Source organism: Enterococcus sp. M190262, from assembly GCF_005843965.1.
Lineage (GTDB): Bacteria > Bacillota > Bacilli > Lactobacillales > Enterococcaceae > Enterococcus_D > Enterococcus_D gallinarum.
Map to the genome: position 1 here is coordinate 1,012,249 of NZ_CP040461.1, position 24,382 is coordinate 1,036,630.

Sequence of the window (24,382 nt, forward strand, 5' to 3'; positions counted from 1 at the left end):
GGCTTAAAATCGATTTTAAGCCCTTCTTTTTGTTTTTGCTTATTTTTTATCTAAAACAATCAAAACTTCTCAGAATGAAAATTATACGGATAAATTTGTTTTATTCCTTAAAAAAGAGTATAATAATGGTATACGTTCTTCTATAGAATCGAGGGATAATATGAAAATGCAAATACCTTTAGAAACTGAATATATGACGTTAGGACAAATGTTGAAAGAAGTCAGCGTAATCAGCAGTGGAGGACAAGCAAAATGGTTCCTAGCTGAACATACGGTACTTGTAGACGGAGAGCCAGAGAATAGACGAGGCCGCAAATTATATGCGGGAATGAGGATTGAGATACCTGATGAGGGTACTTTTTTTATGGTAAAGAAGGAAGCCTCAGATGCGTCTGAATAATCTTCAGCTAAATAATTATCGCAACTATGAATCTTTGGAGTTATCTTTCGATAAAAATCTTGTCATTTTTTTAGGCGAGAATGCTCAAGGAAAAACCAACGTTTTAGAAAGTATTTATGTTTTAGCGATGACAAAAAGTCATCGAACTACAAGTGAACAAGAGTTGATTCGTTGGGATACAGCTGGGGCTCAAGTTAGCGGAGCTGTGTCTCGAGGGCATTCTACCATACCATTAGAATTATTTTTAACTAAAAAAGGTCGTAAAACGAAAGTCAATCATATTGAGCAAAAAAAACTTAGTAGTTACATAGGGCAATTGAATGTAATTCTTTTTGCCCCCGAAGATCTTTCACTTGTTAAAGGAAGTCCTCAAGTAAGAAGAAAATTTATCGATATGGAAATTGGACAGATTGATCCGATTTATTTGTATGATCTTGTGCAATATCAAAGTGTTTTGAAACAGCGAAATCAGTATTTGAAGCAATTATTTGAAAAAAAGCAAAATGATGAGCTCTATCTCACTGTGTTGACTGAACAATTGATTGAATTTGGCAGCAAGATCATTTTTGCACGACAACGTTTTGTAAAACGATTAGCATTTTGGGCCAATCAACTCCATCAAAAAATAAGTGATGAAAAAGAAGTTTTACAAATAGAATACTTGTCTAGTGTTGGTACTGTAAGTGCATCTCTAGAACAAGTTCAACAACAATTCAAAGATGCACTGGATCAAGTGAAAACACGTGAAAAAATGAGACAGATTTCTCTAGTGGGTCCACACCGAGATGATCTCAACTTTTTAATCAATGATAGGAATGTTCAAACATTCGGATCCCAAGGTCAACAGCGAACCACTGCATTAAGTGTAAAATTGGCAGAGATTGATTTGATGAAAGAAGAAACGGGAGAATATCCGGTTCTTTTGTTAGATGATGTCATGAGTGAATTAGACGATTCTCGTCAGTTACACTTACTAGAAACAATTGAAGGAAAAGTACAAACATTTATTACTACAACCACACTTGAACATGTAAAAGATAAAATGTCTGTTGAAGCAGAGATTTTTTACGTAGACAAAGGACACATAAAAGGAGAATAGACTGAATGACAGAAGAAGAAAAAAGTTTAGTTGAACGTGCCAAAGAATATGACGCCAGTCAGATTCAAGTCTTAGAAGGTTTAGAAGCGGTACGCAAGCGTCCAGGAATGTATATCGGATCGACCAGTTCAGAAGGGCTCCATCACCTTGTGTGGGAAATCGTAGATAATTCGATTGATGAAGCACTTGCTGGTTTTGCTACAGCGATTCAAGTAATTATCGAAGAAGACAATAGTATTACTGTTGTCGATGATGGTCGGGGAATTCCTGTAGATATTCAAGCAAAAACTGGCAGACCTGCTGTTGAAACTGTATTTACTATTCTTCATGCAGGTGGAAAATTTGGCGGTGGCGGATATAAAGTTTCAGGGGGCTTGCATGGTGTAGGTTCTTCAGTGGTAAACGCATTATCTACCACATTAGATGTTAAAGTATACAAAGAAGGCAAAGTTTATTATCAAGAATACCATCGGGGAGCTGTTGTCGAAGATCTAAAAGTGATTGGTGAAACAGATCGTCATGGGACTACTGTTCACTTTGTACCGGATCCTGAAATATTTACAGAAACTACTGTTTTTAACTTTGATAAGTTGGCTACACGTGTTCGAGAATTAGCTTTTCTGAATCGCGGCTTAAAAATTTCAATTGAAGATAAACGAGAAGAACATCCTGTTCTGAAGGAATATCATTATGACGGCGGAATTAAAAGCTACGTTGAACACTTAAATGCAAGTAAGACAGTTATTTTTCCTGAACCAATCTATCTTGAAGGGGAACAACAGGGCATCACGGTTGAAGTTTCTCTACAATACACAGATAGCTATCATAACAATTTGCTAAGTTTTGCTAATAATATTCATACGTATGAAGGTGGTACCCATGAGTCTGGATTCAAGACAGCTTTGACTCGGGTTATCAATGACTATGCACGTAAGTCTAAGCTAATGAAAGAAAATGATGAGAATCTAACAGGTGAAGATGTTCGAGAAGGTCTTACAGCGGTTATTTCCATCAAACATCCAGATCCTCAGTTTGAAGGACAAACAAAAACAAAATTAGGGAACTCAGAAGTGCGGACTGTAACTGATCGTTTATTTTCAGAGCATTTCACAAAATTTTTGATGGAGAATCCAGCAGTTGGGCGCCAAGTAGTTGAAAAAGGACTGCTAGCCTCTAAAGCACGTCAAGCAGCTAAGCGTGCGCGTGAGATGACTCGACGTAAAGGTGCTCTTGAAATTAGTAATCTGCCAGGTAAGCTAGCAGATTGTTCAAGTAATGATCCTGAGAAATGCGAATTATTTATTGTCGAAGGAGACTCAGCTGGAGGATCAGCTAAACAAGGACGAAGTCGTGAATTCCAAGCGATTCTGCCTATTCGAGGGAAAATTTTAAATGTCGAAAAAGCAAGCATGGATAAAATTTTGGCAAATGAAGAAATCCGTTCACTATTTACAGCGATGGGCACAGGATTTGGAGCAGACTTTGATGTTTCTAAGGCACGTTATCATAAATTAGTAATTATGACTGATGCCGACGTCGATGGCGCACATATCCGAACATTGCTATTAACTTTATTCTATCGCTATATGCGACCAATTGTTGAAGCTGGGTATGTTTATATTGCTCAACCACCACTTTATGGGGTAAAACAAGGAAAAAATATCCATTATATCCAACCAGGCAAAAACGCAGAACAAGATTTGAAGAATACAATCGAGTCATTGCCTGCAACGCCTAAACCAAGTGTTCAACGATACAAAGGTTTAGGTGAGATGGATGACCATCAGCTTTGGGAAACAACAATGGATCCGGAAAACCGGATGATGCTCCGTGTAAGTGTAGACGATGCAATTGAAGCAGATCAAATTTTTGAAATGCTAATGGGCGATCGTGTAGAACCAAGGCGTGCCTTTATTGAAGAGAATGCACATTATGTTAAAAATCTTGATATCTAGCCAATCGTAAAGGAGGAAATAGCTTGAGTGAAGCAAAACAAAATATTCATGATGTCAATCTGACAAGTGAAATGCGTGAGTCCTTTATCGATTATGCGATGAGTGTTATTGTTGCAAGGGCCTTGCCAGATGTTCGAGATGGACTAAAACCAGTTCATCGTAGAATTTTATATGGAATGAATGAATTAGGGGTTACACCAGACAAACCTCATAAAAAATCAGCCCGTATCGTCGGTGATGTAATGGGTAAATATCACCCTCATGGTGATAGTGCGATTTACGAATCAATGGTGCGGATGGCGCAACCGTTTAGTTATCGTTATATGTTAGTGGATGGTCATGGTAACTTTGGTTCAGTCGATGGTGATGGTGCTGCCGCGATGCGGTATACTGAAGCCCGCATGAGCAAATTAGCAATGGAAATGCTAAGAGACATTAATAAAGATACCGTCGATTTTCAAAGTAATTACGACGATACTGAAAGAGAACCTGCAGTATTGCCTGCTCGTTTTCCTAATCTCTTAGTCAATGGTACAACAGGTATTGCGGTAGGTATGGCAACGAACATTCCACCACATAATTTGAATGAAGTAATTGCGGCTATTGAGCTGCTAATGGAAAATCCTGAAGTAACAACGAATGAATTGATGGAAGTTTTGCCCGGACCTGATTTTCCAACGGGCGGCCTAGTTATGGGTAAATCAGGTATTCGACGGGCCTATGAGACAGGTAAAGGGTCCATTACGGTACGAGGAAAAGTTGAAGTTACTGAGATGCCTAATGGTAAAGAAAGAATTCTAGTCACCGAATTGCCGTACATGGTCAATAAAGCAAAATTAATTGAGCGGATTTCAGAACTTCATCGAGACAAACGAATCGAAGGTATTACGGACTTGCGCGATGAATCTTCTCGAGAAGGTATGCGTATTGTGATCGATGTTCGTCGTGACGTTAGTGCTTCAGTTATTTTGAACAACCTTTATAAAATGACGGCTCTTCAATCATCTTTTGGCTTTAATATGCTGGCGATTGAAAAAGGCGTACCAAAAATTTTAAGTTTGAAACGAATTTTAGAAAATTATATCGAGCATCAACAAGAGGTAGTAACGCGTCGTACTCAATTTGACAAAAACAAAGCAGAAGCACGTGCTCACATCTTGGAAGGATTACGGATTGCTCTTGATCATATTGATGAAATCATTGCATTGATTAGAGCATCTAATTCAGATGATGAAGCAAAAAACACAATGATGGAACGTTTCAGTCTATCAGATCGACAAGCGCAAGCGATTCTAGATATGCGTTTGCGTCGTTTAACAGGATTAGAAAGAGACAAGATTGAAAATGAATATCAAAGTTTGTTGGAATTGATTGCTGACTTAAAAGATATTTTAGCTAATCCTCAGCGAGTTTTAGAAATTATCCAAACAGAATTGCAAGAATTAGGTCAACGCTTTGGTGATGAGCGCCGAACAGAATTACTTGTTGGAGAAGTATTGAGTCTTGAAGATGAAGATTTAATTGAAGAAGAAGAAATTGTCATTACGCTGACAAATAATGGGTATATCAAACGAGTAGCAAATTCTGAATTTCGGGCTCAACGTCGTGGAGGTCGTGGTGTTCAAGGCATGGGGATTCACGATGAAGACTTTGTTAAAACGTTGATTTCTTGTTCAACTCATGATACTTTACTTTTCTTTACTAACATGGGGAAAGTTTATAAAGCTAAAGGATACGAAATTCCTGAATACGGACGAGCTGCTAAAGGTATTCCTGTGATCAATCTTTTAGGTATTGATTCAAACGAACGCATCGAAGCGATTATCTCTGCTTCTGGAGGACCTCAAGAAGGACGTTATCTGTTCTTCACGACACGACTAGGTATAGTAAAACGTACATCAGTTACTGCTTTCTCCAATATTCGGGCCAATGGATTGATTGCTATTGGGTTACGCGAAAATGATGAATTAGTTAATGTAGTAGAAACCAATGGGCAAGATGTGATGATTATTGGTACACACAATGGCTATTCAGTTACATTTAAAGAAGAGCTGGTTCGAGATATGGGACGAACTGCTGCAGGCGTTCGAGGCATCCGTTTAAGAGAAGATGACTATGTTGTCGGCGCTTCTGTGATCAAAGAAGATAGTGAGGTATTAGTTATCACAGAGAATGGCTACGGAAAACGTACAAAAGGTTCAGAATACCCAATAAAAGGGCGTGGTGGTAAAGGAATAAAAACTGCGAATATTACTGCGAAAAATGGACCGTTAGCTGGATTGACTACAGTTTCAGGTAAAGAAGATATCATGCTAATTACAGACAAAGGTGTCATTATCCGATTTAACGTTGAAACAGTATCTCAAACTGGACGTGCAACTTTAGGCGTTCGCTTAATGAAGATGGAAAACGGAGCGAAAGTAGTCACGATGGCCACTGTAGATCCGGAAGTTTCTGAAACAGAAGAAGAAATATCTTCTGAAAGTCAGAATGATGAATAGTAATGTAACTCCAACACGATGTTGTTGGAGTTTTTTTAATAAATGAAAATATTTTGTGCGTACTTATTGATGCAAGCAATTTTACTGTCAAAAGTCAAAAAATTAATCTTGTATTATGGATGAAAAAAATGTATAATTGGTATTTGTGAGTAGTCTAATCAGGCGACTCTCTCTGCTCCTAGAATATACTAGGGGCCTAAGACCACAGGGAGGTGAATAATCAATGGAAAATACGAAATATGAGATCTTATACATCATTCGTCCAAACATTGATGAAGAAGCAAAATCTGCATTGATCGCACGTTTTGACACGATCTTGACAGATAACGGAGCTGAAGTTATCGAGTCTAAAGATTGGCAAAAACGCCGTCTAGCGTATGAAATGGATGGATTCCGTGAGGGTATCTATCACATCGTTAAAGTTTCTTCTCCATCAAATGCAAGTGCAATCAATGAATTTGACCGTCTTGCTAAAATCAATGACGATATTATCCGTCACATGATTGTCAAAGAAGAAGAATAAAATTGTTTCACATGAAACAAAGCGATGAGGAGATGATGAACTTTGATTAATAATGTTGTATTAGTAGGAAGATTAACCAAAGATCCTGATTTACGATACACTGCTAACGGCACTGGCGTCGCGTCTTTTACATTGGCTGTAAATCGTAATTTTACGAACCAAAGTGGAGAACGTGAAGCTGATTTCATCAATTGTGTGATTTGGAGAAAACCTGCAGAAACACTGGCTAATTATGCTCGTAAGGGTACATTACTTGGTGTGACTGGAAGAATCCAAACACGTTCTTATGACAATCAACAAGGACAACGTGTATATGTAACTGAAGTTGTAGCAGACAATTTTCAATTGTTAGAATCTCGTAATGCTTCTGAACAACGACGCACTACCGAAAGCGGTGGAAATACTTCGTATAATACTAGTGGTTCTTCTGGATTCGGAAACAATAGCACAAATCAAAATCAATCCTCTCAACCATCAGGAATGCCTAACTTTGATCGAGATAATTCTGATCCATTCGGAAACTCGTCAATTGACATTTCAGACGATGATTTACCATTCTAATAAATTGATAGGAGGGAAATAGAATGGCACAACAAAGAAGAGGCGGACGTAAACGTCGCAAAGTAGACTATATTGCTGCAAATCATATCGAACACATCGATTATAAAGATACAGAATTGTTAAAACGTTTCATTTCTGAACGTGGAAAAATTTTGCCACGTCGTGTAACAGGTACAGGGGCTAAAAACCAACGTAAACTAACTGTTGCAATTAAACGCGCACGTATCATGGGATTACTTCCATTTGTAGGCGAAGAATAATTTTTACTATTCAAAAGTTGACAACTGTTTTTGACAGTTGTCAACTTTTTTTGTATATACTATTACTAAAAACATTTAGTGTATTTGTTATTTAATTCTGTCTTTAAATAACGAAAAAATCTTTGCCGGTATTTGATTTGTGGTTTCCTAAATAAAGTTTCACGTGAAACTTTATTTAGGAAATCGCTTATTCGTATAAGATGTGGTAAAATATAAAAGTGTTTAATATTTCTATAGCAGTTTATTGAGGAGTTAAATTATGTCAGCAATCGGACTTATTTCAATTGATAACTATGATGATCTAATTGACAAAAAAGATGACAAACAAATATCCTACTTGAACTCTTTGATCACGACGCTGATTTCAGATTGGGCCAGTGAAAATCATATCTTTTATAAGCGGATTAATTCTGAACGCTTTCTTTTTGTTGCCAAGATTGAAGATATTGAGAAGATGAAAAAAGGGAATTTTGAATTTTTGACACGTGTTCGTAATATTGCTGAAAAGAATGACTTAGCCTTAACCATTAGTATGGGAATCTCTTACGGAGAAGAATCGCTAGAGACAATAGGCGAAGTAGCTCAAAATAATTTAGATATCGCCTTGGTACGTGGTGGGGATCAAGTGGTACTGAAGAAAGCTGATGAGGAAGCAAAACCACAGTTTTTTGGGGGGAATACAGATGGTACGCCCAAGAGAACTCGTGTTCGCTCTCGGGCTATGAGTACTACATTAAAAAAAATATTTGCTGATAATAAAAAGGTATTTATCATGGGACACAGGTACCCTGATATGGATGCTTTAGGTGCAGCCTTTGGAGTTGCTTATATGGCAATGATGAGTGAACGTGAATGTTACATCATTTTAAATCCTAAAGAAATTACTGCGGATATTGAACGGGTATTAGAAGAATTGAAGAAATATCCTGATTTAGAACGAATTGTTATTTCAGGTGAGGAAGCTGTAACTTTATCCAATGAGGAAAGTGTCTTAGTAATGGTTGATTATCATAAACCGTCTATGTCAATCTCACAAAAAGTTTATGATGTATTTGATAAAATTGCTGTAATTGATCATCACCGTCGCGGAGATGAGTTTCCAGATAAGCCGTTGTTGACTTATATTGAATCAACAGCATCTTCGGCATCAGAGTTAGTCGCTGAGTTGATACAATATCGTTCTACTCGCAAAACACAAATTCCCAAATTTATCACTACTTCTTTATTGGCGGGAATTTATGTCGATACAAAGAATTTCTCTGTTCGAACAACTGGTAGAACTTTTGATATAGCTGGATACCTCAAAAATCAAGGTGCGGATACTTCACTTGTTCAATATATGCTTAGTACGGATTTAGATTCCTATTTAATGATTAGTGAACTAGTTTCTAAAAGCAAACATTACAAAGAAGATATCGTTATCGCAGTAGCTGATGATAAACGAGTATATGACAGTGTGACAGTCGCTAAGGCAGCGGATACGCTTTTATCAATCAATGGGATTCATGCTGCTTTTGTGATCACAAGGCAGCCTAGTAAGTTGATCGGTATTAGTGCTCGAAGCACTGGCAAAATCAACGTGCAAGTTTTAATGGAAGCACTTGGTGGAGGAGGCCACTTCACAAATGCAGCTACTCAAATCAAGGATAAAAGCTTGGATGAAGTCAAAAAAATGTTAATTCAAGAACTTAACAAGTTAGAAAGAGAATGAGGAGTGACCACAGATGAAAGTTATTTTCTTGCAAGATGTTAAAGGAAAAGGAAAAAAAGGAGATATTAAGGATGTACCAAATGGGTATGCACAAAACTTCTTAATTAAAAACAACTTAGCTAAACCAGCTAATAATGAAAGCATGGCCGAATTAAAAGGAAAACAAAAAGCACAAGAAAAACATGAAGCGGAATTACTGGCGGAGGCTGAAGAACTAAAAACAGTCCTTGAAAAGGAAGAAACAGTTGTTAGAATTAAAGCGAAAGCAGGAGAAGATGGTCGGTTGTTTGGTTCTATTCCATCAAAACAAATTGCTGATGCTTTGAACAAACAATATAGTATAAAATTGGACAAGCGGAAAATTGAGTTAGAACAACCCATTCGGGCATTAGGTTATACAAAGGTGCCCGTCAAATTACATTCTAAAGTAACTGCTACAATTACCGTCCAAACGGTACAAGAATAAAAAGTTTCCCAACAGTAAAATGTTGGGATTTTTTAAGCGGATATTTTTGTAATCGAGGTTCTCTTGTGCTTTGATTTGATATCCTGTAGAATAAATGAACACTAGATTAGGAGCGAAAGTCATGAATGAAGTATGGCAAAATCAAATTCCGCCTCAAGACATTGAAGCTGAGCAAGCGGTTTTAGGAGCAATCTTTTTAGAAGCGGATTCAATTATTGATGCGATGGAAATTATTGAACCACAAGATTTTTATCGGCGCAGCCATCAGATTATCTTTCAAGCGATGATTCAACTCAATGATCGTAATGAATCCATCGACCTAATCACATTGAAAGCAGAAATAGAAAAAAGTAATAGTCTGGAAGATATCGGCGGGCTTACTTATTTAACAGAACTTAGCCAAGCTTCTCCTTCGGCCGCTAGTATTGCTTATTATGCAAAAATCGTGGACGACAAAGCGACTTTACGCAACTTGATTCAAACCGCTAGTCGTATCGTGACAAAGGGGTTTGAACAAGATGAAGATGTTCAATCGATTGTCGATCAAGCAGAGAAAAGCATTTTAGAGGTTTCAGAAAAAAGAAATAGCAACGGATTTCAGTCTATTGCTGATGTGTTAAATCGAACAATTGAAAATATTGATCAGTTAGCGCAAAATAACGAAGAAATTACCGGATTGCCTACTGGCTATGCAGCTTTAGATAAAATGACAGCTGGACTTCAAAAAGAAGAGCTAATTATTTTAGCAGCACGTCCTGCTGTTGGTAAAACAGCTTTTGCACTAAATATAGCACAAAATGTAGGAACAAAAACAGATCGTTCTGTCGCCATCTTCAGCTTAGAGATGGGTGCAGAATCATTAGTCAATCGAATGCTATGTGCGGAAGGATCTATTGAAGCCAGCCATTTACGGACCGGTCAACTGTCAGAAGAAGAGTGGCGCAATTTGATCGTGGCCATGGGAAGTTTGTCGAATGCTAGTATTTATATTGATGATACACCTGGAATCAAAATTTCCGAGATTCGAGCACGTTGTCGTAAATTAGCACAGGAAAAAGGGAATTTGGGTTTGATATTGATTGATTATTTGCAATTGATTGAAGGTACAGGAAGAGAAAACCGTCAACAAGAGGTCTCTGAGATTTCTCGGCAATTGAAGAAATTAGCCAAAGAATTAAAAGTTCCAGTTATTGCGCTTTCTCAATTATCACGAGGGGTGGAACAACGCCAAGATAAACGTCCAGTTTTAAGTGATATTCGTGAATCTGGATCTATTGAGCAAGATGCAGACATTGTTGCATTTCTCTATCGAGACGATTACTATCAACGTGAAGGTGACGAAGAGGATGGCGGTGAAGAGCCGCAAAACAATAATGTCATTGAAGTGATTATTGAAAAGAACAGAAGTGGAGCACGGGGAACAGTTGAATTATTGTTTATCAAGGAATACAATAAGTTTTCCTCTCTATCTCCAAGAGTTGAGTTTGCATAGGATAGGTTGCGACTGGTACTATTGCCGGTCGCTTTTTTTATTCGTATTTAGCTTTGTATAAAAAAAATAAATAAAATATAGTTCGTTTTTTTCTGCTTTTTTTCATTTTAATCGATTCAATCATTCGATTTTAGATTGAATCCATGATCGAATACTGGTACAATACTTATGGAGTGCAATATATAAAGAAAGAGGTCATTAAATGTCATCTGTAGTAGTAGTAGGTACCCAATGGGGCGATGAAGGAAAAGGGAAGATTACCGACTTTTTGAGTGAAAATGCGGAAGTGATTGCACGTTATCAAGGTGGAGACAATGCAGGACATACTATTAAGTTTGATGGAGTGACATATAAATTACACTTGATTCCATCCGGTATTTTTTATAAAGATAAAATTAGCGTGATCGGAAATGGCGTAGTTGTGAATCCAAAATCTCTTGTTAAGGAACTTGCCTATCTAAAAGAGAATAATATAATAACAGATAATTTGAAAATTTCTGACCGTGCCCATGTTATTTTACCGTATCATATCAAATTAGATCAGTTACAAGAAGATGCTAAAGGTGACAATAAAATCGGAACAACGATCAAAGGGATTGGTCCAGCTTATATGGATAAAGCCGCTCGTGTAGGTATTCGAATTGCTGATCTTCTTGATAAAGAAATTTTTGAAGAAAGATTACGTATCAATCTTGAAGAAAAAAATCGTCAATTTGTTAAAATGTTTGATGATGAGCCGATTGCTTTTGAAGATATTTTTGAAGAGTATTATGAATATGGTCAACAAATCAAGAAATATGTAACGGATACTTCAGTTATTCTAAACGATGCGCTAGATCAGGGAAAACGCGTACTGTTTGAAGGTGCTCAAGGAGTTATGCTAGATATTGATCAAGGAACATATCCGTTCGTAACATCCTCAAATCCAGTAGCTGGTGGAGTAACCATTGGCAGTGGAGTGGGTCCTTCTAAAATCAATAAAGTAGTTGGTGTTTGTAAAGCATATACTTCAAGAGTTGGTGATGGCCCATTCCCAACAGAACTTTTTGATGAAACAGGCAATCAAATTCGTGAAGTTGGCCGTGAATATGGTACGACAACTGGTCGTCCACGTCGTGTTGGTTGGTTTGACTCTGTTGTCATGCGTCATTCAAAACGTGTTTCTGGTATCACGAATCTGTCTCTAAATTCAATTGATGTTTTGAGCGGCTTGGAAACTGTAAAAATTTGTACTGCTTATGAATTAGATGGAGAATTGATTTATCATTATCCTGCAAGTCTAAAAGAATTGAATCGTTGTAAACCAGTCTATGAAGAGTTACCAGGCTGGTCAGAAGATATTACTGGATGCAAAACATTAGCTGATCTTCCTGAAAATGCACGTAACTATGTACATCGTATCTCTGAATTAGTTGGGGTTCGTATCTCAACATTTTCAGTAGGGCCAGATCGTAATCAAACGAATATATTAGAGAGTGTTTGGGCACAAATCTAATCAGTGGGTAGAATTAATTAGTAGAATTGAATAGTAGAAAGAACAAGGCAGAGTATTTTAGAAGAAAATCGATGATTTTCCCGTCTTCAAGTATGATTTCTTCTGCCTTGTTCTTTTTTTGCTATAATAAGGTTATCAAAGGGGGTGTACCTATGTATCAAATCATTACAGATTCATGTTGTGATCTACCAGCAAAAAGATTAGCTGAATTGGGTGTTCAATATATATCTATGACAATTGAACTTGAAGGAAAAGAATATATCGATGATATGGGTGAACAATTTGATGCCAAGTGGTTTTTAGAAAAATTAAAAGAAAATGCACAACCGACAACTTCTCAAATCAACGTCGGACGTTATGTTGAATTTTTTCGTCCATATGTAGAATCGCACACACCGATACTTTATCTAGGTTTTTCGTCTGGAATGAGCGGTTCTTTTCAAAGCGCTGTTCAAGCTGTTGCTATTCTTAAAGAAGAATACCCTCATGCTGAAATCACACTCATTGATACAAAATCTGCTAGTTTGGGAGAGGGTTTTTTAGTAGCGGAAGCAGCAAAAAGACAAAGTGAAGGTTGGTCTCTTCATGAGGTCAGCCAGTGGGTAGAAGAACATAAATTATCTCTAGATTCTTGGGTGACAGTTGATGATCTTCGACATCTTGAAAGAGGCGGTAGAATATCTAAAACAGCAGCGGCCATTGGCGGACTATTAAATGTTAAACCAATTATTACTGTAGATACAGAAGGAAAGTTGAAAAATGTCGATAAAGTGAGAGGTCGAAATAAATCAATTCAAAAAATTGTTGATAAAACAGTAGCGAATCTGCGTGAATCTCAAATAGAGACGGTTTATCTTGCAAATGCAGGTGATGACGAAGCAGCAGAAAAAGTGTTAAGACTCTTGAAAGAGCAATTTCCAGCATTAATTATTTATCATTATCCTTTAGGACCAACAATTGCCAGCCATACAGGATATGGTTGTTTGGCACTTTTTTCATTCGGAAAAACACGTTTGATCAGTGATTGATTTTCTCTTAAATATAAAAGCCAAATGCAAGAGTTCTTGCATTTGGCTTTTTCATTTGGAGATCAATTATATAATTCTTGAATTCTTTGTTGTACATCTTTGTTGTCTAAGAACTCATCATAGGTAGTCTCTGCACGATCAACAACACCTTTATTTGAAACGGCGATAATTCGATTTGCGAGCGTTTGAATAAATTGATGATCATGAGAGGCAAAAAGTAAAGAGCCAGTAAAAGCCATAAGGCCATCATTCAATGCAGTGATCGATTCTAAATCTAAGTGATTTGTTGGATCGTCTAAGACAAGAACATTAGCTTTTGATAGCATTAGTTTTGATAACATACAACGAACTTTTTCGCCACCCGATAGAACATTGACTGGTTTTAAGACTTCATCACCTGAAAACAGCATCCGACCTAAGAAACTACGCAAGAATGTATTATCATCCTCTTCTTTACTAGCATACTGACGCAACCAATCAACAATTGGTGTATCCGTATCAAATTCACCAGTAGTATCTTTTGGCAAGTAAGCGTGTTGTGTTGTAACACCCCAGCGTACACTACCAGTATCTGGCACGATCTCGCCCATAATAACTTTGAATAGTGTAGTCGTTGTGATGTCGTTGTTGGCAATAAAAGCAACTTTGTCATCTTTATTCAAAGTGAATGAGATATTATCTAAAATCTTTTTACCGTCAATAGTCACACTGACATTATCTACTTGCAACAAGTCATTCCCAATTTCCCGTTCTGGTTTAAATCCTACAAAAGGATAGCGGCGTGAAGAAGGTTGAATATCATCAAGTGTGATTTTATCCAACATTTTCTTTCGAGAAGTGGCTTGCTTTGATTTTGACGCGTTTGCACTAAAGCGGGCAATAAATTCTTGCAGTTCTTTGATTTGTTCTTCTTTTTTCGCATTTGATTGTGATTGCAATTTTGCTGCTAATTGACTTGATTCTAACCAAAAATCATAGTTTCCGACGTACAGTTTGATCTTCCCAAAATCTAGATCTGCCATATGGGTACATACTTTATTTAAGAAGTGACGGTCATGGGAAACTACGATAACGGTATTATCAAAGTTGATTAAAAATTCTTCTAACCAGTTAATAGATTGGATATCCAATCCATTAGTCGGCTCATCCAAGAGCAAGACGTCTGGTTTTCCGAAAAGAGCTTGTGCTAACAACACTTTCACACGTTGACCAGCTGTTAATTCTTTCATTTGGACATGGTGTAATTCATCAGGGATATTCAACCCTTGTAAGAGAACTGCGGCTTCAGGTTCAGCTTCCCAACCATCCAGTTCAGCAAACTCTCCTTCTAGTTCAGCAGCACGGATACCATCTTCGTCACTAAAGTCTTCTTTCATGTAGATCGCATCTTTTTCTTTCATTACGTCGTATAATCGTTTGTGACCCATGATAACAGTTTCAATAACTGGGTATTCTTCGAAGTCAAAATGATTTTGTTTCAAAACAGCCATTCGTTCATCGGGTCCTAATGAAACATTTCCTGTAGATGGTTGGATTTCTCCAGATAATATTTTTAAGAAAGTTGATTTACCAGCACCATTTGCACCAATCAAACCATAGCAATTGCCAGGCGTAAACTTAATATTAACATCGTCGAACAGTTTGCGATCTGAAAAATGCAAACTTACATCACTTACTGTAATCAATTCTTTTCCTCACTTTATATATATTGACATTGAGTCTCCTAGCATTATAGCGATGAATGTTGAAAGTTTCAAGTAAACTCAAGGATTTCCCTACAATCAAACAAGGAGCTTAGAATTATTTTGAGTAAAACAAAAGGCTAGAATCAAGCGTTTTCCTATGCTAGAGTAAAGGGAGAAGATAGGAGGAGAGAAATGTTTTGGTTGAATGGTTAATGCAACTGTCCCCGTGGCAGCAGGCTTTGGCTGGTACTTTATTTACATACGCCATGACTGCTCTAGGTGCGGCACTTGTTTATTTTTTTAAGGATATCAATAAAAATGTTCTGAATACGATGTTGGGATTCGCTTCCGGTGTAATGATTGCTGCGAGTTTTTGGTCATTACTAGACCCTGCTATCGCTCGTGCGGAAGAAAATGGGGATATCCCATGGCTTGTGGTTAGTATTGGTTTTGGATTGGGTGGACTATTTTTATATGCTGCAGACAAAACATTACCGCATATGCACTTTGGTCCTAACCATGAAACAGAAGGCTTTCCAAGCCATTTAAAACGAACGATTCTGTTGGTCTTCTCCATCACATTACACAATATTCCTGAAGGCTTGGCAGTTGGTGTGGCTTTTGGAGCAGCCGCCAGCTCGGAAGATCCTCGGGCAGCAGTTTTGGCAGCTATTTCAGTAGCTATAGGTATTGGGATCCAAAATTTTCCCGAAGGAGCTGCTGTATCCATTCCTTTAAGACAGGAAGGATTGAGTCGTAATAAGGCCTTTGTCTATGGACAAGCTTCTGGGATCGTTGAACCGATTGCCGGTGTTATAGGCGCTTTGCTGGTAACAAGTATGACAGCCGTTTTGCCATATGCTTTAGCATTTGCAGCGGGAGCGATGATTTATGTAGTGGTAGAGGAACTAATACCTGAAGCACAACAAACAGCTAGTAGTCGACGGCATTTTGCCGTTTTTGGTGTTATGACAGGCTTCATTCTGATGATGGTTTTGGATGTTGCTTTAGGATAATCAAAAAAGACTTGGAACAGATAATGCTCCAAGTCTTTTTGTTAGTTATAGTATTTTTTTGGTCGTTGTCGAACGTTTGTCAGCCACCGAACAATTAGAACAGCTAACAATAAAGGAATACCAAAACGAAAAATTAAACCAATCAATCCGCCAATTAATCCTAAGACGAGAGATAAGAGCAATGAAGCCAGAACTAAAACTGCTACAACAGTTACGATTTTACCTAACAAACTTTGTGTATTCATAATAAATCCTCCTATGCCTTTTTCTTAAATTTATTTTATCAAGAAAGAAGAGGTGGAACATCCATCTTAAGGCGGAATTTTTTCTCCGTCGGTAGTCAAAGAGATGTTAGTGAGGTAAACTGGTAAAAAAAAGCAGGTGAGAACATGAAAGCAATTATCAAAAGTAAACATTTTATTACGGAAGGAGGGTGCAATGCTTGCCAGGCCTTTGAGTTAGAAACGTTTACGATGCACTTAGAGAATGGTAAAGAAGTTTCTGTAGAAAATCTGGACGTAGCATCTTTAGTAATGCCACTTATCCAAAATGAGCATTGGCAGACAGCGCTATTATTAGACGAAGAAGAGGGCTACATTTTTCGAAAAGAGAATCAAGAAGTGAAATTTGTGGATAATGATGCTACACAAGTATTTGTTTCAAAAGAACAAAGAATTGTTTGTCAGAAAAAAGCCTGTGATCAGGAATTGTTTACAGAAGCAAATACAGTTTTACAGCAACTCTTCGCTATGGAACCAGTTGAATTTGTAATTGAACAAGCATAATCAATCAGAAAAGCAGCTTGAAAAAGAAACTTTCAATCAAAAGTGAAAATCACTTAAAGATTGAAGTCTCCGGAATCAAGCAGCTTTTTTATTTACGTATTTGACCTTCTCCATAGATAATATATTTGGTGGAAGTCAGAGCTTCAAGTCCCATTGGGCCTCTAGCATGCAATTTCTGAGTTGAAATGCCGATTTCTGCTCCAAAACCAAAAACAAACCCATCCGTGAATCGTGTAGATGCATTGACATATACTGCAGCAGCATCTACTTCTTGTAAGAATTTCTGAGAGGCAAAGTAGTTATCCGTGACGATAGCTTCAGAATGCTTAGTGTTGTAATGATTGATGTGGGCAATTGCTTCATCGATGGAATCTACAACTTTGATGGCTACAATATAATCTAGAAATTCGGTTTGCCAATCTTCTTCAGTAGCAGGTTGCGCATTTATTAAATAGTTTCGCGCGTTAGTATCAGCACGCAACTCTACTTTATTTTTTAGTTCTTTTTCTAGTAAAGGTAGAAATTCTGCTGCACAACTTTTATGAACGAGGATCGTTTCGATTGCATTGCAAACAGAAGGTCGCTGAGTTTTGGCATTGACAACAATGTCGACAGCCATCGGAAGCTGTGCATCTTTGTCAATAAAGATATGGTTGTTACCTGTTCCTGTTTCAATGACAGGAACTGTTGCTGTTTCTTTGACACGACGAATGAGGTTAGCACCGCCTCGTGGAATCAGTACATCCAAGTACTTGTTCAAGCGCATCATTTGATCAGCCACTGCATGACTGGTGTCATCAACAAATTGAATAGAATAGGGTGAATATCCATTGGCGCTTAATGTTTCTTGCAAAAGATTTACAAGGATTTGATTTGAGTAGAAGGCTTCTTTACCTCCTCGCAAAATGACAGCATTCCCAGATTTGAAACATAGACCGGCAGCATCTGTTGTAACATTGGGTCTTGCTTCATAAATAATTCCCACAACACCTAATGGTACACGTTGTTTACCAATTAAGAGATTATCACTATTGCGCCACATTTTGTCCACGATTCCAAGTGGATCAGGGAGCTGAACGATTTTTCGAATACCAGTTGCCATCTCCTTGATTCGTTCATCAGTTAATTCTAGGCGATCAATTAAAGTTGAATTTAATGCATTTTTTTTTGCAGCAGCAAGGTCTTTTTTATTTTCTGTTAAAATTCGTGAACGATTTCTTTCAAGTGTATCGGCCATAGCTGATAGTAAGTGATTTTTCTCAGTAGCGGTTAGTAAGCTAAGTGAGGCCGCACTCTTTTTTGCTTGCTTTCCCAATTGCATTAAATCGATCATAATGTTTCCTCCTTGTAAAAGTAAGTGCCAACCTTTTTGCCAGCTAAGATATCAAAAATGATTTTAGGCTGTTTCCCATTCGCCAAGATCATTGTGGCATCTGTTTTGAGAATACGATCCGCAGCTTTTAATTTGCTTGACATGCCACCAGTTCCATACGGACTTCCTTTTCCGGTTGCTTGTTTCATTAAATCAGGTGTAATCTCAGTAATTTCATCATAAAGTTTAGCAGTTTTATGATGTAGCGGATTAGCAGTATAAAACCCATCGATGTCGGATAGCATAATCAGCAGATCCGCATGGACTAACTGCGCTACAATTGCAGATAATTGATCATTATCACCAAATTTAGTAAGATGGTCCAACTCATCTATGGCAACTGTATCATTCTCGTTGATTATTGGGATAATTCCCATCGCTAAGAGCTGCTCCAATGTATTACATACATTTTCTCGACTTTGAGGAAACTCAATAATATCTCGAGTCAACAATAATTGAGCAGTTTTTTGATTGTAAACTTGAAAACGGTGATTGTAAATATTCATTAATTCGGCTTGCCCCACGGCTGCAACAGCTTGTTGCTGGGGGATTTCTACAGGACGTTGTGGAATGTTTAGTTTATTCATCCCTACACCAATAGCACCAGAAGAAACGAGAATAATCTCTTTGTTTTGATTCTTTAGATCGGACAGAACAAAAGCCAGTTCATCAATACTCGAGAAGTTGATATTTCCATTGGGATAGACGAGGGAACTGGTCCCAATTTTGATAACGACTCGATTCGCTTTTTTTAGTTTCTCTCGCATGGATGTAACCACCTCTTCTGAATTCAGTAAATAATATTTTTTCTATTGTACTAGCAAAATAGCCTTTCGTCATGTCCTTTTTCTATTTTCTTCGTTTTTTTGACTGCGGAAGCGAAGAAAATATAAAGAGTTTCTGATAATTTTGTTTTCATTAAAGAAAACAAGGGTTACTATGCTAAAATGACTATATGTTTATTAATTGGAGGAAAAGATGAAGACACGTGGATTTGAAATTGTTTCAACATATGCAGATAAGGATATAGCTCTTCCGCAACGCGCAACACACCATGCGGCAGGGTATGATTTTGAAGCGGCAGAAGAAGTCGTAATACCTAGTATATGGAAAGCGGGGTTGATGAATGGCATCCAAGCGTTGACAGCTAAAGATGTTCAAAAAGCAATCAAACCGACACTGGTTCCGACTGGAATCAAATCATATATGGGAAAAGAAGAGTATTTACAATTAACGAATCGTTCGAGCAATCCTCTCAAACGTTTTTTGTTACTAACAAATGGTGTCGGAGTAATTGACAGTGATTATTACAATAATTCTGATAATGAAGGGCATATCATGTTTCAATTTACGAATTTTGGTCCCAGTGATTTAACCATCAAAAAAGGTGAACGAATTGGTCAAGGGATCTTCTTGCCGTTTTTAAAAGCGGATCAAGATGTAACCAGTCAATCACGCTCTGGAGGATTTGGTTCCTCAGATCTGTGATTGTTCGATATACGCATGCAGTCAGTCCTAGATAACGAATTGGAGGTTTGCAATGGCTAAGAAAGCAAAGAGTCAGTTTGTCTGCCAAAATTGCGGATATTCTTCACCAAAGTATTTAGGGAAGTGCCCTAATTGTGGTAGTTGGAATTCGATGGTAGAAGAAGTGATTCAAGAAACAACGGATCGGCGAGTACGGACCACTCTTACGGGACAACGGATGCAACCAACAAAAATTGCTGATGTCATACCAAAGAAAGAACCACGAGTACAGACCAAACTAGCAGAGCTAAACCGAGTTTTGGGTGGTGGTGTTGTTCCGGGATCATTGATTTTGATTGGTGGTGATCCAGGGATCGGCAAGTCGACTCTTTTACTGCAAGTCTCACAGCAGCTTGCAGCTATTGGCGGCAAAGTATTGTATGTTTCGGGTGAGGAAAGTGCAGAGCAGATAAAAATGCGTGCCCAGCGTTTAGGAGCCATTGATACGGAATTTTATTTATATCCAGAAACGGATATGTCTGAGATAAGCAAGGCAATCGAAAATCTAACACCGGATTATGTCATCATAGATTCGATACAAACGATGACACAACCAGATATCACTAGTGTGGCAGGAAGCGTGAGTCAGGTTCGAGAAACGACTGCCGAACTTCTAAAACTGGCTAAAACCAACGGGATTGCTATTTTTATTGTGGGACATGTAACCAAAGAAGGTTCAATTGCTGGTCCACGAATGCTAGAGCACATGGTGGACACCGTTTTATATTTTGAAGGTGAAAAGCATCACAGCTTCCGTATTTTGCGTGCCGTCAAAAATCGATTTGGTTCGACAAATGAGATTGGGATTTTTGAAATGGAAGCAGGCGGATTGAAAGAAGTAGCCAACCCCTCTCAAGTCTTTCTTGAGGAGCGATTAGAAGGCGCTACGGGTTCTGCCATCGTTGTTGCAATGGAAGGCAGTCGACCGATTTTAGTAGAGATCCAAGCTTTGGTGACACCAACTATGTTTGGTAACGCTAAACGAACGACTACCGGATTGGATTTTAATCGTGTTTCATTAATCATGGCGGTCCTTGAAAAACGGGCTGGGTTGCTTCTACAGAATCAAGATGCTTATTTAAAAGCAGCTGGTGGTGTAAAATTAAATGAACCTGCAATCGATTTAGCAATTGCAGTCAGCATAGCCTCAAGTTATAAGGAAAAAGGTACGAGTCCTACGGAATGTTTTATCGGTGAAATTGGGTTGACTGGTGAGATTCGACGTGTCAATGCGATCGAACAACGGGTAAAAGAAGTGCAAAAATTAGGATTTACTAAAGTATATTTACCTAAAAATAATCTTACTGGGTGGCAACCGCCCAAAGGTATCGAAGTAGAAGGTGTGTCAACTTTATCGGAAACCCTACGAAAAGTTTTTCGTTAATTCTGATAAGGTGTTAGTTAAAAAAAAAGAATAAATTCGAAGATGAGACGAAAATAACGAAATTATCAGAACAAGAATGAATGAAGACTGTTTATTGAGAACTATTTGCATCAGAAGGTGCTATCTTTGTCCAGCTCTTTCTAAAAAAGATTTTTTCGTTTATGAGTCTCAGCTTCGTACTAAATTAGTTTGGAGGAACGTGTATGCAGAAACGAGTCATTACTGCGCTAATGGTTCTTGCTGGAGCAAGTTTAGGTATCTCATTAATGCCTGTTGCATGGCAAACCATTGGTCAATCAAAAAATGAATGGCTGAACAATAATATCACTAATAGCTTGCTTGGAGCCCTTATTTTCTTTTTATTATCTTTGCTATTAGCGAAATATATTGCAGCTGGAATTCGTAAAATTGAAGAAAAATTGAGTGAATTGAGTCTAACTTATTTATTATTTGGAGCAATCGGATCAATTATTGGTTTAATGATCGGGGTCATTGTATCGATTCCTTTTTATAATTGGGATATTCCTTTTATTAACGGAATCGCGCCTATTTTAGTAATGGCGTTGTTGGGATATCTTGGCTTTCAAATTGGCACGACTCGAATCGAAGAATGGAAAAAAATCTTTTCTTCTAAAAGCAAGAAAACAGAACCTGTTGAAGAACAACAGATGCTTGATCGTAAAATAGCTGATCATTTTCATAAGTATAAAATTCTCGATACGAGTGTTATCATCGATGGACGTATCTACGACATTGCTAAGACAGGTTTTCTTGAAGGGGTCCTATTAATTCCCAATTTTGTTTTATATGAATTACAATATATTGCAGATTCAGGAGACAGCTTGAAACGTGTACGAGGTCGACGTGGATTAGATATTTTGAATGCTTTGCAAAAAGAAGAAGGTATCGCTGTTGAAATGTATGAGGGTGACTTCGATGATATTTCTGAGGTCGACAGCAAATTGATCAAATTAGCAAAGATCCTTGATGGTATTGTGGTTACAAATGACTATAATTTAAACAAAGTTTCAGAATTTCAAAATGTTCCTGTGTTAAATATCAACGCTCTTGCGAATGCAGTTAAACCAGTAGTGATTCCTGGAGAAACAATGAATGTACTTGTTGTAAAAGCTGGAACGGAAAGACAACAAGGTGTCGCTTATTTGGATGACGGAACGATGGTTGTTGTTGAAGATGGACAGCATTACATGAATGAACATATCCAAGTAGTTGTTACGAGCGCACTGCAGACAGCTGCGGGACGAATGATATTTGCTAAACCGGCTCATTCAAGTCGTGGAATCGATAATCAGGAAGACACAAAAAATTAGCAATAATCAATGGCAATTGGCGGATTTTACGCCGGTTGCCTTTACTATTTTGCTTAATGATTGTACAATTCTAGCTGAGCGAACTATTTTATTATCGGAGATTTTCCCTATGAGCTAGAAGGTAAGAACCGAACAGCAAAGGATTGTTTGCAAATCAGATGAAGGAAGAGGAAAAAGATGACTAAAGTGCGAGTACGTTATGCTCCAAGTCCAACTGGACATCTACACATCGGAAATGCCCGAACAGCATTGTTTAATTATTTATTTGCACGTCATAACGATGGCGAATTTATTATCCGTATTGAGGATACGGATCAAAAAAGAAACATTGAAGATGGTGAGAAGAGCCAGCTAGAGAATCTCGCTTGGTTGGGTATTGATTGGGATGAATCCCCTGCAAACCCTGGAGAGTACGGACCGTACCGCCAATCAGAACGCGGTGAGCTGTACCAACCATTGATTGATCAGTTGCTAGCAAGCAATCGTGCCTATAAGTGTTATTGTACAGAAGAAGAGCTAGAAGCAGAGCGTGAAGAACAACGCGAACGTGGCGAAATGCCTCATTATGGCGGAAAATGCGCTAATCTAACACCAGAGGAGCAAGCGGAAAAAGAAGCACAAGGCATCCAACCAGTTATTCGTTTCCGAGTTCCTAGAAATACAGAGTATAAGTTTCATGATATGGTAAAAGGTGAGATCGTTTTTGAGTCAGATAATGTAGGCGGCGATTTTGTCATTCAAAAGCGCGATGGGATGCCAACATATAACTTTGCAGTGGCAGTTGATGATCATCATATGAAAATCACACATGTATTGCGGGGCGATGACCATATTGCTAATACACCAAAACAATTGATGATCTATGAAGCATTTGGTTGGCAAGCGCCACAATTTGGACACATGACACTGATCATCAACAGCGAAACTGGTAAAAAGCTAAGTAAACGCGATGAATCAATTTTACAATTTATTGAGCAGTATCGTGAATTAGGATACTTACCAGAAGCAATGTTCAATTTTATCGCATTGTTGGGTTGGTCCCCAGTAGGAGAAGATGAGTTATTTTCTCAATCTGAATTGATCCAAATGTTTGATCCAGAACGCTTGAGCAAATCACCAGCGGCTTTTGATGCCAAAAAATTGGAGTGGGTCAACAACCACTATATGCGTCAAATGGACCTGGATCAGTTGACAGAAATGTGTTTGCCATATTTAATCAAAGCAGGTCGAATTGAAGAAGAGCCTTCCGCAGAAAAAAGAGAATGGCTGAAAAAAATCGTCTCACTATATCAACCACAAATGAGTTATGCTGCACAAATTGTGGAAGTTTCTGAGTTATTCTTTAATGAACATCCTGAATTGGATGCTGCTGCGCAAGAAGTCTTGGCGGGTGAAACTGTTCCAACTGTACTCAATGCCTTTAAAGAAAAATTGACTGCAATGACTACCGTTGACGCACCAACAGTAAAAGCTGCAATCAAAGAGATCCAAAAAGAAACAGGGATCAAAGGTAAAAACTTGTTTATGCCAATTCGTGTTGCTGTCTCAGGACAAACGCACGGACCAGAATTACCAGATACAGTAGAATTACTAGGAAAAGAAAAAGCACTTGATCATTTAAATAATGTATTATAAACACGAAGAATAGACGAAGTACTTACCTTTTTTTTGAAGAGAGATCACGGGTGGTGAGAGTGATTAAAAAAAGTAAGGAAATGCACCTAGGAGTGGTTTTGGCGCAAGTCAAAAACGGCAGCAGACGTTACCTGCACCAAGGCAGAAAATTCTGTG

The 24,382-nt window shown here is 38.0% G+C and carries 22 protein-coding genes and 1 other annotated feature (1 of these 23 cut by a window edge); of the genes, 18 read left to right on the forward strand and 4 right to left on the reverse strand.

The features are described 5' to 3' along the window. The first annotated feature begins 160 nt into the window (after positions 1-160). The 12 genes from yaaA (at position 161) to FE005_RS04745 (ending at position 13,491) form a co-directional block, all read left to right on the forward strand. On the forward strand, positions 161-400 hold the full coding sequence (gene yaaA / locus FE005_RS04690; RefSeq protein WP_003129246.1) for a S4 domain-containing protein YaaA: 240 nt from the start codon (positions 161-163) through the stop codon (positions 398-400). Then, a complete protein-coding gene (gene recF / locus FE005_RS04695) occupies positions 387-1,499 on the forward strand; it encodes a DNA replication/repair protein RecF (protein WP_003129248.1) in 1,113 nt (370 codons plus the stop codon). The genes yaaA and recF overlap by 14 nt, the downstream gene beginning before the upstream one ends. A 5-nt stretch (positions 1,500-1,504) precedes the next feature. Continuing rightward, positions 1,505-3,454: a DNA topoisomerase (ATP-hydrolyzing) subunit B gene (gene gyrB / locus FE005_RS04700; protein ID WP_138371393.1), complete on the forward strand. Its 1,950-nt coding sequence runs from the start codon at positions 1,505-1,507 to the stop codon at positions 3,452-3,454. A 71-nt stretch (positions 3,455-3,525) separates the two neighbouring features. Beyond that, positions 3,526-5,955: a DNA gyrase subunit A gene (gene gyrA, locus FE005_RS04705; protein WP_230321100.1), complete on the forward strand. Its 2,430-nt coding sequence runs from the start codon at positions 3,526-3,528 to the stop codon at positions 5,953-5,955. Between the two features lie 223 nt (positions 5,956-6,178). Then, entirely contained in the window at positions 6,179-6,478 is a 300-nt protein-coding gene (gene rpsF / locus FE005_RS04710; RefSeq protein ID WP_003129251.1) for a 30S ribosomal protein S6, read from the forward strand. A gap of 42 nt (positions 6,479-6,520) precedes the next feature. Next, positions 6,521-7,039, forward strand: coding sequence for a single-stranded DNA-binding protein (gene ssb, locus FE005_RS04715; protein WP_003129252.1), 519 nt, complete (start codon positions 6,521-6,523; stop codon positions 7,037-7,039). Positions 7,040-7,062: 23 nt separating this feature from the next. After that, a complete protein-coding gene (rpsR, locus tag FE005_RS04720) occupies positions 7,063-7,299 on the forward strand; it encodes a 30S ribosomal protein S18 (protein WP_003129253.1) in 237 nt (78 codons plus the stop codon). 259 nt (positions 7,300-7,558) lie between these two features. Continuing rightward, a complete protein-coding gene (locus FE005_RS04725) occupies positions 7,559-9,010 on the forward strand; it encodes a DHH family phosphoesterase (protein ID WP_003129254.1) in 1,452 nt (483 codons plus the stop codon). Between the two features lie 13 nt (positions 9,011-9,023). Further along, positions 9,024-9,476, forward strand: coding sequence for a 50S ribosomal protein L9 (rplI, locus tag FE005_RS04730; protein WP_003129255.1), 453 nt, complete (start codon positions 9,024-9,026; stop codon positions 9,474-9,476). Positions 9,477-9,597: 121 nt separating this feature from the next. Further along, positions 9,598-10,968, forward strand: a complete 1,371-nt coding sequence (gene dnaB, locus FE005_RS04735) for a replicative DNA helicase (protein WP_138371394.1) — start codon at positions 9,598-9,600, stop codon at positions 10,966-10,968. A gap of 202 nt (positions 10,969-11,170) precedes the next feature. Continuing rightward, positions 11,171-12,463 carry an adenylosuccinate synthase gene (locus tag FE005_RS04740; protein ID WP_021148909.1) on the forward strand — a complete coding sequence of 431 codons (1,293 nt, stop codon included), beginning with the start codon at positions 11,171-11,173 and terminating at the stop codon, positions 12,461-12,463. A 152-nt stretch (positions 12,464-12,615) separates the two neighbouring features. Beyond that, the gene (locus FE005_RS04745) at positions 12,616-13,491 is read left to right on the forward strand and encodes a DegV family protein (RefSeq protein WP_060813749.1); all 876 of its coding nucleotides are present in this window, start codon (positions 12,616-12,618) and stop codon (positions 13,489-13,491) included. A gap of 62 nt (positions 13,492-13,553) precedes the next feature. On the opposite strand, the gene FE005_RS04750 is transcribed toward FE005_RS04745, so the two are convergent. Beyond that, a complete protein-coding gene (locus FE005_RS04750; protein WP_003129260.1) occupies positions 13,554-15,176 on the reverse strand; it encodes an ABC-F family ATP-binding cassette domain-containing protein in 1,623 nt (540 codons plus the stop codon). Positions 15,177-15,373: 197 nt separating this feature from the next. Between FE005_RS04750 and FE005_RS04755 the strand changes: the two genes are divergently transcribed. Beyond that, positions 15,374-16,192: a ZIP family metal transporter gene (locus tag FE005_RS04755; protein WP_003129261.1), complete on the forward strand. Its 819-nt coding sequence runs from the start codon at positions 15,374-15,376 to the stop codon at positions 16,190-16,192. A gap of 41 nt (positions 16,193-16,233) precedes the next feature. Here the strand turns inward: FE005_RS04755 and FE005_RS04760 are convergent, their stop codons facing one another. Then, positions 16,234-16,437: a hypothetical protein gene (locus FE005_RS04760; RefSeq protein WP_003129262.1), complete on the reverse strand. Its 204-nt coding sequence runs from the start codon at positions 16,435-16,437 to the stop codon at positions 16,234-16,236. Positions 16,438-16,581: 144 nt separating this feature from the next. Between FE005_RS04760 and FE005_RS04765 the strand changes: the two genes are divergently transcribed. Then, positions 16,582-16,977 carry a DUF4809 family protein gene (locus tag FE005_RS04765; RefSeq protein ID WP_138371395.1) on the forward strand — a complete coding sequence of 132 codons (396 nt, stop codon included), beginning with the start codon at positions 16,582-16,584 and terminating at the stop codon, positions 16,975-16,977. A gap of 88 nt (positions 16,978-17,065) precedes the next feature. On the opposite strand, the gene FE005_RS04770 is transcribed toward FE005_RS04765, so the two are convergent. Both FE005_RS04770 and proB read right to left on the reverse strand, forming a co-directional pair. Beyond that, positions 17,066-18,310 (reverse strand): glutamate-5-semialdehyde dehydrogenase, encoded by a 1,245-nt coding sequence (locus tag FE005_RS04770; RefSeq protein WP_081131861.1) that lies wholly within the window; start codon positions 18,308-18,310, stop codon positions 17,066-17,068. Continuing rightward, positions 18,307-19,116 carry a glutamate 5-kinase gene (gene proB, locus FE005_RS04775; RefSeq protein ID WP_005473069.1) on the reverse strand — a complete coding sequence of 270 codons (810 nt, stop codon included), beginning with the start codon at positions 19,114-19,116 and terminating at the stop codon, positions 18,307-18,309. The genes FE005_RS04770 and proB overlap by 4 nt, the downstream gene beginning before the upstream one ends. Positions 19,117-19,327: 211 nt before the next feature. Between proB and FE005_RS04780 the strand changes: the two genes are divergently transcribed. From FE005_RS04780 to gltX, 4 genes are all read left to right on the forward strand, one after another. Beyond that, the gene (locus FE005_RS04780; protein ID WP_005473067.1) at positions 19,328-19,837 is read left to right on the forward strand and encodes a dUTP diphosphatase; all 510 of its coding nucleotides are present in this window, start codon (positions 19,328-19,330) and stop codon (positions 19,835-19,837) included. A gap of 52 nt (positions 19,838-19,889) precedes the next feature. Further along, the gene (gene radA, locus FE005_RS04785; RefSeq protein ID WP_003129268.1) at positions 19,890-21,260 is read left to right on the forward strand and encodes a DNA repair protein RadA; all 1,371 of its coding nucleotides are present in this window, start codon (positions 19,890-19,892) and stop codon (positions 21,258-21,260) included. A 203-nt stretch (positions 21,261-21,463) separates the two neighbouring features. Further along, positions 21,464-22,591, forward strand: a complete 1,128-nt coding sequence (locus FE005_RS04790) for a PIN/TRAM domain-containing protein (protein ID WP_103300719.1) — start codon at positions 21,464-21,466, stop codon at positions 22,589-22,591. 177 nt (positions 22,592-22,768) lie between these two features. Then, on the forward strand, positions 22,769-24,226 hold the full coding sequence (gene gltX / locus FE005_RS04795; protein WP_103300718.1) for a glutamate--tRNA ligase: 1,458 nt from the start codon (positions 22,769-22,771) through the stop codon (positions 24,224-24,226). Beyond that, positions 24,223-24,382 (forward strand) — a binding site (T-box leader); it runs 36 nt beyond the window's last position. (Overlaps the previous gene by 4 nt.)

What these genes read in the sequence shown, in the direction of transcription:
- yaaA (WP_003129246.1), top strand. Translation starts at nt 161, where the DNA reads ATGAAAATGCAAATACCTTTAGAAACTGAATATATGACGTTAGGACAA.
- recF (WP_003129248.1), top strand. Translation starts at nt 387, where the DNA reads ATGCGTCTGAATAATCTTCAGCTAAATAATTATCGCAACTATGAATCT.
- gyrB (WP_138371393.1), top strand. Translation starts at nt 1,505, where the DNA reads ATGACAGAAGAAGAAAAAAGTTTAGTTGAACGTGCCAAAGAATATGAC.
- gyrA (WP_230321100.1), top strand. Translation starts at nt 3,526, where the DNA reads ATGCGTGAGTCCTTTATCGATTATGCGATGAGTGTTATTGTTGCAAGG.
- rpsF (WP_003129251.1), top strand. Translation starts at nt 6,179, where the DNA reads ATGGAAAATACGAAATATGAGATCTTATACATCATTCGTCCAAACATT.
- rpsR (WP_003129253.1), top strand. Translation starts at nt 7,063, where the DNA reads ATGGCACAACAAAGAAGAGGCGGACGTAAACGTCGCAAAGTAGACTAT.
- FE005_RS04725 (WP_003129254.1), top strand. Translation starts at nt 7,559, where the DNA reads ATGTCAGCAATCGGACTTATTTCAATTGATAACTATGATGATCTAATT.
- rplI (WP_003129255.1), top strand. Translation starts at nt 9,024, where the DNA reads ATGAAAGTTATTTTCTTGCAAGATGTTAAAGGAAAAGGAAAAAAAGGA.
- dnaB (WP_138371394.1), top strand. Translation starts at nt 9,598, where the DNA reads ATGAATGAAGTATGGCAAAATCAAATTCCGCCTCAAGACATTGAAGCT.
- FE005_RS04740 (WP_021148909.1), top strand. Translation starts at nt 11,171, where the DNA reads ATGTCATCTGTAGTAGTAGTAGGTACCCAATGGGGCGATGAAGGAAAA.
- FE005_RS04745 (WP_060813749.1), top strand. Translation starts at nt 12,616, where the DNA reads ATGTATCAAATCATTACAGATTCATGTTGTGATCTACCAGCAAAAAGA.
- FE005_RS04760 (WP_003129262.1), bottom strand. Translation starts at nt 16,437, where the DNA reads ATGAATACACAAAGTTTGTTAGGTAAAATCGTAACTGTTGTAGCAGTT.
- FE005_RS04765 (WP_138371395.1), top strand. Translation starts at nt 16,582, where the DNA reads ATGAAAGCAATTATCAAAAGTAAACATTTTATTACGGAAGGAGGGTGC.
- FE005_RS04770 (WP_081131861.1), bottom strand. Translation starts at nt 18,310, where the DNA reads ATGATCGATTTAATGCAATTGGGAAAGCAAGCAAAAAAGAGTGCGGCC.
- proB (WP_005473069.1), bottom strand. Translation starts at nt 19,116, where the DNA reads ATGCGAGAGAAACTAAAAAAAGCGAATCGAGTCGTTATCAAAATTGGG.
- FE005_RS04780 (WP_005473067.1), top strand. Translation starts at nt 19,328, where the DNA reads ATGAAGACACGTGGATTTGAAATTGTTTCAACATATGCAGATAAGGAT.
- radA (WP_003129268.1), top strand. Translation starts at nt 19,890, where the DNA reads ATGGCTAAGAAAGCAAAGAGTCAGTTTGTCTGCCAAAATTGCGGATAT.
- FE005_RS04790 (WP_103300719.1), top strand. Translation starts at nt 21,464, where the DNA reads ATGCAGAAACGAGTCATTACTGCGCTAATGGTTCTTGCTGGAGCAAGT.
- gltX (WP_103300718.1), top strand. Translation starts at nt 22,769, where the DNA reads ATGACTAAAGTGCGAGTACGTTATGCTCCAAGTCCAACTGGACATCTA.